The sequence below is a fragment of the Domibacillus sp. 8LH genome, assembly GCF_038806185.1.
GTDB classification, from domain to species: Bacteria; Bacillota; Bacilli; order Bacillales; family Domibacillaceae; genus Domibacillus; species Domibacillus indicus_A.
This window is the reverse complement of sequence record NZ_JAVJNG010000051.1, coordinates 1-9,187: the sequence shown is the minus strand read 5'-3', so window position 1 is coordinate 9,187 and position 9,187 is coordinate 1. Positions and strand designations below refer to the sequence as shown.

Here is a 9,187-nt window from a genome sequence, read left to right as displayed (position 1 = left end):
TACCATTTTAGTAATAGAGCGTTCAAGGAAAAAGAATGACTGAAAGAGCAACGATTCATCCCCCACTTAGCAAGCTTAAAGTGGGGGTGTTCTCGCCAAAGATGATAAAGGACTCTATTCTTATTCATTAAAAATAGTTAACATGGATGAAGTAGGTATTGAATGAATCCCGGTAAGGCCGGTTTCAATTATATGGACTCATCCTTATTGATGGAGTACGAAAAGTAAATGCCTTTCACACTGAAGAAATGGGCAGGATCTGATGTACCGGCAGGGCACCTATTTCAATAGGAGCAGCTGCGGCCGTGTTAGAAGCTCTAATTAATCTAAACTGCAATAAGTAAAAATTAACTGTCTATGATATACAAATGAAGCCGCTGATCCATTCAGGATCAGCGGCTTTTTGGTAGTGGATCTTTTTTCCTGTTTAAAAGATAAGGAGGTAGTCATAAAAGCACACTGCTTTGCATAAAAATAGATTCTATAAAAAGATTTTAGTAGATCTGCAAAGAAAGGAGGGGGTTGAATATCTTTCGTGCAATCAGGTGATTCTATCTTTAAATTTAGCTGGCCAGAAACTAGCATTCTATTCTACAGAGGAACTTATTGGGAATTTATACGAACTGGGCAGGTTGATTAAATTGGAAAATATTTTATAAGGTTTAGTGCAAAAAGCCTATGAATAAGATATAATTCATTTAAGTAAATTGGGAATTTATTCATTTTACAAGTTGTACATAAAGGTGAAAAATTAAAAGGAGCTTTATGCGTCTTAGACATCATAGCTTCTTTTCTTCTAAGAGCAAGATTTCTCAAAGGAGTAATGATGAACATGAATGAAAAAACAGTTCCTGTAGATGCCCTGCATCCAGAAATCGCTTCTTCTCTTCTTAATCATATACCGGATGCTGTGATGCTCCTCTCTGTTGAGGGTGAGATGTTTTATCGCTTTGCTTTCATCAATGACGCAGCCATGGACTGGTTTAATTGGCCTGCAAACGTGTGTGGAATGCTTTTACACCAGATGTGGCCGGAAGATTCGCAAGGCATAATCCTAAAGCACTGCAGGGAAGCGGCAGCTTCTCGAAGCAGCATAACCTTTAATGAGCTAGTTTGTCTGCCGCAAAATAGAACGGCCAGACAAATGGTTTTGACGCCTCTTTTTAATGAAAGAAATCTTTGTACTCACCTCATCTTCACTATTCAAGGGATCAGCAAATCATCCATCCAGAAAACGCAAATTGAGATGGACCATTCTTTTTTTGAAGCATTTTTTACTCATTCGGTGGACCCAATTTCGTTATGGACGGTGAAAGGTGATCTTCTGGAATTAAACCCTGCTTTCAAAAAAGTGTTCGGTTGGGAAGAGGGAGCATTTAAAACAGAAACAGCTCTTCATACGTGCGGCTTTATTCCCGAGGATAAAGGAGAAGAAGCAGAGATTCTTTTTCAGCAAATGCTTCAAGGACATACTATTTCTCATTATGAAACGCAGCGGCGGCATAAAGATGGAAGACTGCTTGATGTAGCCATTACCTATCTGCCTATTAAAAATCAAAAAGGAAATGTGACAGCAGGAGCTATCAGTTTTTGTGATATTTCTGAGACGAAGAAGCTTGAAAGAGAGCTGCGTAATGTAAAAGAACAGCTTGAGCTCGTTTGGAACAACACGGCGGACGCGATTGACTTATTTACACTTCAAGGACGGCTGCTGCATATCAATCCTGCTTTTACTTCTCTTTTTGGCTGGACAAAGGAAGACACAGAAGGGGAAAGGCCAGCCATTATCTTCACGCCGCCTCATTTAAAAGAAGAGCTTCAGCAAATACGCAGCCAGCTCCGAAGAGGACAAACGATTGTTAGTTTAGAAACCGAACGACAAAAAAAAGACGGCAGTATACTAGATGTACTGGCGACTTACAATCCTCTTAAAAATAAAGCAGGAGAAGTATGGGCTGTAATTGGGGTATACAAAGATATTACGAAACTAAAGCAGGTACAGGCAGAGTTAATGGAAAGCGAAGAACGGTACCGCATCATTGCTGAACATTCACATGATATTATTAAAGTTCTTCATTCAAATGGCCAGATTACCTATGCTTCTCCTTCCCACGAGAAGGTACTTGGTTTTAAGCCGGATGAGTTAGTAGGAAAAATATTTTTTAATACTGTTTATAAAGAAGATGTCGAGCAGGTAAGGAAGCAGTTTGAACGTTCAATAGCGGAAAACAGCATGTGCCAGGTACAGTTCCGCCAGTGTACAAAAGGCGGCTCTTGGATCTGGGTAGAAGCCATTTTTTCACCGGTCAGTGGCAAAGAAGGGCTTGTTCAACAATACACTGTAGCGGCCCGGGATATCACACAAAGGAAGCGGGACGAAGAGGAACTGCAAAATTATGCATCATTCGACTCATTAACGGGTGTATACAACAGACGAATGTTCACTGAATTTATTGATAAGGAAATTGGTACAGCGAAGCATTCCTGCCGCAGTTTTGCTGTTATGTACATGGATATCGATAAATTTAAAGAGGTTAATGATTCATATGGCCATGAAATAGGAGATGAACTATTAAAACAGTTTGTCCAAAGGCTGATGAAAGCAACACGCAAAAGTGACATGATAGCCCGCATGGGAGGAGACGAATTTACGATTTTGCTCTCCGATATCAACAGCTTAAAGGAAGTAACGGAAGTAGCAGAAAGAATTCAGCAGGAACTCCGGCTGCCCTATCACCTTCAGGGGCACATGATCAGGGCTACATCAAGCAATGGCATTGCTTTTTATCCGCATCATGGCGAAAGCACACAAGTATTACTGCGTCATGCAGACAGAGCACTATACAAAGCCAAAGAGAACCGTAATACGTATCATATTTATGGATAAAAATAGGGAAAAGGCAGCGCCTGTTTCATTTTCCTCTCAAGCAAGTTTATAAAAGAGTAGGGAAAACAACAAACAAGCTGGTAAATAAACACGTAAAACCGCAGACAAAACTGCTTACCAATCTTAGATTGGAGGTGGTTTTGTCTTTTTTGCTTTCTGCTCTTAAAAATAAAAAAGTACAGATAATCTTAAAAAATTATAGAAAAACAGGGCGCGTAAACGGCCTATAATCAATATTGTTAACGCTTACATATGGTTGACCTCTCATAAGAAGTAGGGTGATTTGTTCAACGGCTGTTATGTTTATTCCTATATTTAGCCAGTTTTTTAGAAAGGTCTAGCGTATCTGTGTTTAAAACAGCAGTTTGTGAAGCAAAAAACTACTTTTAAGCAGGGAAACTTAAAAATGGGAGGTATCATAATGGGAAAACAATTGAAAAAAATCAAAAAGACATCACAGCTGAAACGGTTTGCGGCTTTATCTGCAGTCGGCGTGTTATTGGTTACTTCTAACGCTGGAGGAATGGCTTATGCACAAACATCTACAGCAGAATCCCTTCAGGCCGCTGTCTCTGCTGACTCCCAGACTGAAACACCTCAATTAATCAACGCACAATCAATCGATTCTGTTATTCAAGCTATGACCCTGGAGGAAAAAGCAAAACTTGTAGTAGGGACCGGCATGCCTGGCATGTTTGGCACACCAAAAGCAAGAGTAGCCGGTGCGGTTGGACAAACGTATGGCATTCCGCGTCTCGGCATACCAAGCTTGCTGATGGCCGATGGACCGGCCGGGCTGAGAATCAGTCCAACAAGAGCAGGTGAAGAGAAAACCTACTATGCGACGGCTTTTCCGATTGCCACATCTCTAGCTTCCACGTGGGATACAGAGATCGTGCAAAAAGTGGGACAAGCACAGGGAAATGAAGTAAAAGAGTATGGGATTGATATTTTTCTTGCTCCTGCTCTCAATATTCATCGAAACTTATTAAATGGCCGCAACTTTGAATACTTTTCCGAAGACCCGCTGGTGGCTGGCAAAATGACAGCGGCTCTTGTAAATGGAGTCGAATCAAACGGGGTTGGGGCTACGATCAAACACTTTGCAGCGAATAACCAGGAAACCAACCGGATGACGATTGATACAGTGGTTTCAGAGAGAGCACTAAGAGAGATTTACCTAAAAGGGTTTGAAACGGCCGTAAAAGAAGCGCAGCCGTGGGCCGTGATGAGCTCTTATAACAAGCTAAATAGACTGCCGGCTTCTCAAAATAACGAGCTGCTTACCAATGTGCTTCGAAATGACTGGGGATTTAAAGGGTTTGTCATGACAGACTGGTTCGCCGGGACGGACCCAGTTGAGCAGATGAAAGCGGGCAATGACCTGATTATGCCAAGTATGGGACAAGCGGAGACGATTGCCAGTGCGGTAACGAACGGACTGTTAGATGAAGCAGTACTTGACCGTAATATTAAACGAATTCTGCAAGTGGTAATTGAAACACCTACTTTTAAAGGGTATGAGTACTCTAGTCAGCCGGATTTACAGGCACACGCTAAAGTGGGAAGGCAAGCTGCAGCTCAAGGAATGGTATTGCTGAAAAATGAAGATGGAACGTTACCTCTTCGTACAAAAGAAAAAGTAGGGTTGTTTGGAAACACACAAATTGAAACAATTAAAGGAGGTACCGGAAGCGGAGATGTCAATGCAGCCTACACCGCCTCTATTGCGGATGGATTAGAGGAAGCGGGCTTTCATCTAAATCAAGATTTACTGAACAGCTATAAAACTTATATAGCAAACTTGAGAAGTATAGATGAGTATAAAATTGTCGACAGTCCATGGGGAAGCGACTTTGGAAAGCTGACGCCGCCGATTCCAGAGAAGACACTGGCAGCAGACGAAATTCAGTCAACGGTAAAGGAAACGGATACCGGGGTTATTGTGGTTGGAAGAAATTCTGGCGAGAGCGCAGACCGAAAAAATGAGAAAGGGGATTACCTTCTGACAGATCAGGAGCAGGCGATGATTGCAGAAGTAGCAGAAGCTTATCATAAGGAAGGCAAGAAAGTGGCGGTTGTCCTAAATATTGGCGGACCGGTTGAAATGACCAGCTGGAGAGATAAAGTGGACAGCATTCTTCTAGCCTGGCAGCCTGGCCAGGAAGCCGGGGGTGCAGTAGCAGATGTGCTGTCAGGAGCCGTGAATCCGTCAGGAAAGCTTGCAACCACATTCCCAGTTGCTTATAGTGATGTACCTTCAGCAGATAACTTCCCGGGTGACCCGGCTGAAAATCCAGAAAAAGTGGTCTATGAAGAAGGGATTTACGTCGGCTACCGTTACCATTCAACGTTTAATGTAAAGCCTGCTTACGAATTTGGCTATGGCCTGTCGTATACAACATTTGATTATAGTAACATTCGAGTGAACCAAAAAGAATTTAACAAAAAAATAAAAGTTTTTGCCACATTAGAAAACACGGGCAAAACAGTAGGAAAAGAAGCGGTTCAAGTTTATGTGTCCGCACCAGATGGAAAGCTGGAAAAACCAGCACTTGAATTGAAAGCATTCGGCAAAACAAAAGAGCTTCAGCCAGGTAAGAAAGAAAATATGATATTTGAGCTTGATGCCAAGTCGCTTGCTTCTTTTGACGAAGATAAGTCTGCCTGGATTGTAGAAAAAGGGACATATACGGTAAAAGTCGGTGCTTCTTCTGAAAATATTAAAGGAACTGCTTCCTTCCAGGTAAACGATGATATTGTAGTAGAAGAGGTGGAAAACGTTTTGTCACCAAAAGAACCAATAGACGAACTTTCAAAGGAAAGTAACTAAGCATGCTGACACGATAATTTTGCCTGCAGAAGAAAAGAAAAAACCCTATTAAACAGTTGTTGACTGTTTAACAGGGTTTTCTTCGTTTCTATGTGAAATGTAGCTGTGTGAAATCATTCCCATAATTACAAAAAGGATACCACACCAAGCTAACATAGAAGGAGCAGGGATTGCTAAAAACAGAAGCTCCCCGGCTAAAGCAAAAAGCACTTCCATCGATTGTGTGGCTTCAACTGAAGCCAGCTTTTGCATATTTTCTCTTACCATATCCGTTGCTTTAAAAAACAGTACTGTTGCAATCACACCTGAACAAAGGGCCACTAATAAAGATTGGAAATTTTGTTCCTTGCTTGGCAGGCCGACGGTATAAAAGCCGTACAAAGAAAGCAGAAGCCAGAATGGAAGACTGGCCAGGGTCATGCCTAACACCCTCTGAAAAGCATCCAGTCGTCCTTCACATACGTCCATCATTTTCCGGTTCCCTAAAGGATAGGCAAATGAGGCGATCAGAACAGGAACCACGCCCAGCAATACGTTTTCGGCAGAAAACTGCTTTGCATGTTCCATTTGCATGAATACAATTCCCAGCAAAATAATGAGTGACATGATCATGCCTTTAAAAGGAATTTCTCCCCTTACCTGCAATGGACCGTCCTTTGTATGCACTGTTTCAAAAAATAAAGGGGCAAGTAAAGCGCCGGAAATAATGGTAATTTGCCACGTTCCGGCGATCAGCCAGCCTGGTGAATAAGCAGCGGCATAACATAACGGAGCATAAAAAAGGCCGAACCCAATAAAGCTCCATAAAAGCCATGTTCCGGGCTGCTTTTTCATTTCCACCAAGAGCGGACGTAAATTTTTTCTTATCATCACAATACATAAAAGAAAGGGTACCATAAAAATGTAACGGAGCGATGCACTCCATATCCAGCTGCCGCCGGACAGCTCCATGGATGCATTAAGCACAAAAGTAAAAGCAAAAAAGAAAGCAGCACAAATTCCAAGAAAAATAGGCTTCATATGACTATCACCTCGATTCTGTTTGCTGCGTAAGCAGTGTTCCAAGACTTAGCCAGTTTTCCTCTACAAGATGAACCGCTTTTTCAAACTGTTGATTTTCACATGCTAATATAATCTGATTGTGCTGATCGATCGAGTTTAATGCTTTTAATGTAGCGAATTGTGAAATCTCTAAACGGTGAATTTTTGGCTCGCTGCGTTCTAAGGCCAGGACAATTTCAGGATTTCCGGCCGCATCCAAAAATACCTTGTGAAAAGCGGTATCTGCTTCAATTGCGCCAATCACATCTCCTTTTTCAATTGAAAGCTGCAGCGTCTTATTGCTGGTTTTCAAAGCCTCCATACCTGTTTTATTTAGTAAAGGACACGCGAGCCGGGCGGCTAGGGCATGTAAAACAGCTACCACGGTAAAAGCGTGCTTCGCTTCCTCTACATTTAGTGGAGCCACACGTGTAGAAGAACCGGGAAGTGATTCTACCAGCCCTTCATCTTCCAGGCGTTTTAGCGCCTCCCTGACAGGAGTGCGGCTAATGCCAAACTGCTCAGCTAATTTTTTGTCATGCAGCCGTTCTTCTGGCTGAAATTCTAATGTGACAATCGACTTTTTTAACGTTTCGTACACTTCATCTCTAAGGGACAAACGCTTAATAGGTTTTATTATATTTTTTTCCATAAAACCAATATATCGCATATTAATTTTTAACGCAACCTCACCTTTTAACACAAAACAGCTCAGAAGATGCAATGGCAATTTACGCGATGAGCTCTGATTTAAAGTGAAAGGGAGAGCAGCGATTTATTTCATCCAGGAACTTTTTTAGACTCATCAATAAAAATTGCTATACTAAAATCTTTTTAGTCCAGGGACAGATGATGTAGAACTTGATCCAAGCACGACGGTTTGGAAACTAAGAGAGCTTCAAAATCATTTATTCCCGGAAGACGGCCTGCAAAAAGAGCTTCTTTCGAGCCCTATTACTTTGTAACACACAATCTGCCATAGCGGATCATGTTGAACAACTTGTATAATGGGCAGGGAGGGTACGCTCATGGAAACATGGCTCCCTCCTTAATTAGCATGTCAAAGGGGTAGGAACAATGACGTTTATTGAAGACCGGCGGGCTCTAGTAAAAATGGCACACATGTATTACGAAGAAGGAGCCACACAATCAGAAATTGCAAAAGAAATGGGTGTAAGCCGCTCATTGATTTCAAAATATTTAGCAAAGGCAAAAGAGCAGGGCATTGTGGAAATTATCATTCACGATGATGTTATCCATCCGTTTCGCCAGCTGGAAATGCAGGTGGAACGTTCTTATGGTATTCGGGAAGTGGTATGTATTCCGAGTTTTGGCGGGGAATCGTCTAAAAGCCGGCTCGGTGCAGCAGCAGCCAAGTATTTGCTGCGCATTATGCAGGATGGTCAGGTAATTGGTGTTTCGTCTGGAACAACACTGTTTGAAGCAGCAAAAGCAATGATTTCCAATCAAACATATCCTTCTGTTCGATTTGTCCCGCTTGTGGGCGGAATGGGGAATGAACGTGTAGATATTCATGCCAATCATATTGTAGCGACGATGGCTGGACAGCTGCATGCGGAATATAAGCTGCTTCATACACCGGTTATGGTGGATTCCAAAGAAGCCAAAAAGGTATTTATAAGCCAGTCTTCTATTAAAAGTGTATTTGATCTTGCTGCTCAGTCTGATATTGCGGTTGTCGGCATTGGCGGAACGCCTGAACATTCCACAATGGTACAGTCTTATCTTGGACAGGAGCATCAAAATCATTTTGCTGATCAGGATATTGTAGGAGATATATGCTATAACTTTATCAACAAAAATGGAACAACTTCTCAAAGTACTTGGAATGAACGAATTATTGCTTTTGAGGCTGAGAAGCTAAAAGACATTCCTCTTGTTATTGGAGTAGCGAGCGGCAAAGAAAAAGTACAATCTATACAAGCAGCCCTGAAAGGAAAACTGATCGACGTGCTGATCACAGACGAGGAAACAGCCAAAGACCTCGTTGCGGAACAGGATAAAGACTAACCCTTTTTATTGGCCGTTCTGACTCATTCAAATTTGAATGAGTGATGTAATGTGAGCGTTTTACAAAGAGTAGAAAGTACAAGGGGGCAAAGAGATGGACTTTCTAGTTAAGGTCGCAGAAGGTTTTATTGGAATGTTCCAAAAAGGCGGAGACCTTTATGGGCATGTTTACCGGTATCATTCCAACACTCTTTTGTTTGATTCTTTCCGTAAACGCTTTAATTAAAATTTCGAGGAAGAGCGGATTGACCGCCTTGCCCGTAAAACAACGAAAAATATTATTTTGCGATAAACAATAAAAAAGCTGGCCTGAGGATTTGAACTGCCCCGTAAATGTTAGACACCAAACTAACATTTATGGGGTGTTTTTATGGCTAAATTTACAATGGAAGAAA

At 41.8% G+C, this 9,187-nt stretch carries 7 protein-coding genes; 5 read left to right on the top strand and 2 right to left on the bottom strand.

Features of this window, described 5'->3' with window-relative positions; all coding sequences use genetic code 11:
* Window positions 1-832: 832 nt before the first annotated feature.
* Together RG959_RS23405 and RG959_RS23400 are read left to right on the top strand one after the other, a co-directional pair.
* Entirely contained in the window at window positions 833-2,887 is a 2,055-nt protein-coding gene (locus tag RG959_RS23405; protein ID WP_342799207.1) for a PAS domain S-box protein, read from the top strand.
* Between the two features lie 421 nt (window positions 2,888-3,308).
* Window positions 3,309-5,720: a glycoside hydrolase family 3 C-terminal domain-containing protein gene (locus RG959_RS23400; RefSeq protein WP_342799206.1), complete on the top strand. Its 2,412-nt coding sequence runs from the start codon at window positions 3,309-3,311 to the stop codon at window positions 5,718-5,720.
* 48 nt (window positions 5,721-5,768) lie between these two features.
* Here the strand turns inward: RG959_RS23400 and RG959_RS23395 are convergent, their stop codons facing one another.
* Window positions 5,769-6,740: a DMT family transporter gene (locus RG959_RS23395; RefSeq protein WP_342799205.1), complete on the bottom strand. Its 972-nt coding sequence runs from the start codon at window positions 6,738-6,740 to the stop codon at window positions 5,769-5,771.
* A gap of 7 nt (window positions 6,741-6,747) precedes the next feature.
* On the bottom strand, window positions 6,748-7,413 hold the full coding sequence (locus tag RG959_RS23390) for a GntR family transcriptional regulator (protein WP_342799208.1): 666 nt from the start codon (window positions 7,411-7,413) through the stop codon (window positions 6,748-6,750).
* 425 nt (window positions 7,414-7,838) lie between these two features.
* Here RG959_RS23390 and RG959_RS23385 point away from each other — a divergent pair, with 425 nt between their 5' ends.
* From RG959_RS23385 to RG959_RS25265, 3 genes are all read left to right on the top strand, one after another.
* Window positions 7,839-8,792: a sugar-binding transcriptional regulator gene (locus RG959_RS23385; RefSeq protein WP_342799204.1), complete on the top strand. Its 954-nt coding sequence runs from the start codon at window positions 7,839-7,841 to the stop codon at window positions 8,790-8,792.
* A 94-nt stretch (window positions 8,793-8,886) separates the two neighbouring features.
* Window positions 8,887-9,018, top strand: coding sequence for a hypothetical protein (locus tag RG959_RS23380; RefSeq protein ID WP_342799203.1), 132 nt, complete (start codon window positions 8,887-8,889; stop codon window positions 9,016-9,018).
* Window positions 8,957-9,091 carry a hypothetical protein gene (locus RG959_RS25265; protein WP_369335200.1) on the top strand — a complete coding sequence of 45 codons (135 nt, stop codon included), beginning with the start codon at window positions 8,957-8,959 and terminating at the stop codon, window positions 9,089-9,091. The genes RG959_RS23380 and RG959_RS25265 overlap by 62 nt, the downstream gene beginning before the upstream one ends.
* The last annotated feature ends 96 nt before the right edge of the window (window positions 9,092-9,187 follow it).

Excerpts from the sequence above, each read along its gene's own strand:
- RG959_RS23385 (WP_342799204.1), top strand. The coding sequence starts at position 7,839 with ATGACGTTTATTGAAGACCGGCGGGCTCTAGTAAAAATGGCACACATG.
- RG959_RS25265 (WP_369335200.1), top strand. The coding sequence starts at position 8,957 with ATGTTTACCGGTATCATTCCAACACTCTTTTGTTTGATTCTTTCCGTA.
- RG959_RS23380 (WP_342799203.1), top strand. The coding sequence starts at position 8,887 with ATGGACTTTCTAGTTAAGGTCGCAGAAGGTTTTATTGGAATGTTCCAA.
- RG959_RS23390 (WP_342799208.1), bottom strand. The coding sequence starts at position 7,413 with ATGGAAAAAAATATAATAAAACCTATTAAGCGTTTGTCCCTTAGAGAT.
- RG959_RS23400 (WP_342799206.1), top strand. The coding sequence starts at position 3,309 with ATGGGAAAACAATTGAAAAAAATCAAAAAGACATCACAGCTGAAACGG.
- RG959_RS23395 (WP_342799205.1), bottom strand. The coding sequence starts at position 6,740 with ATGAAGCCTATTTTTCTTGGAATTTGTGCTGCTTTCTTTTTTGCTTTT.
- RG959_RS23405 (WP_342799207.1), top strand. The coding sequence starts at position 833 with ATGAATGAAAAAACAGTTCCTGTAGATGCCCTGCATCCAGAAATCGCT.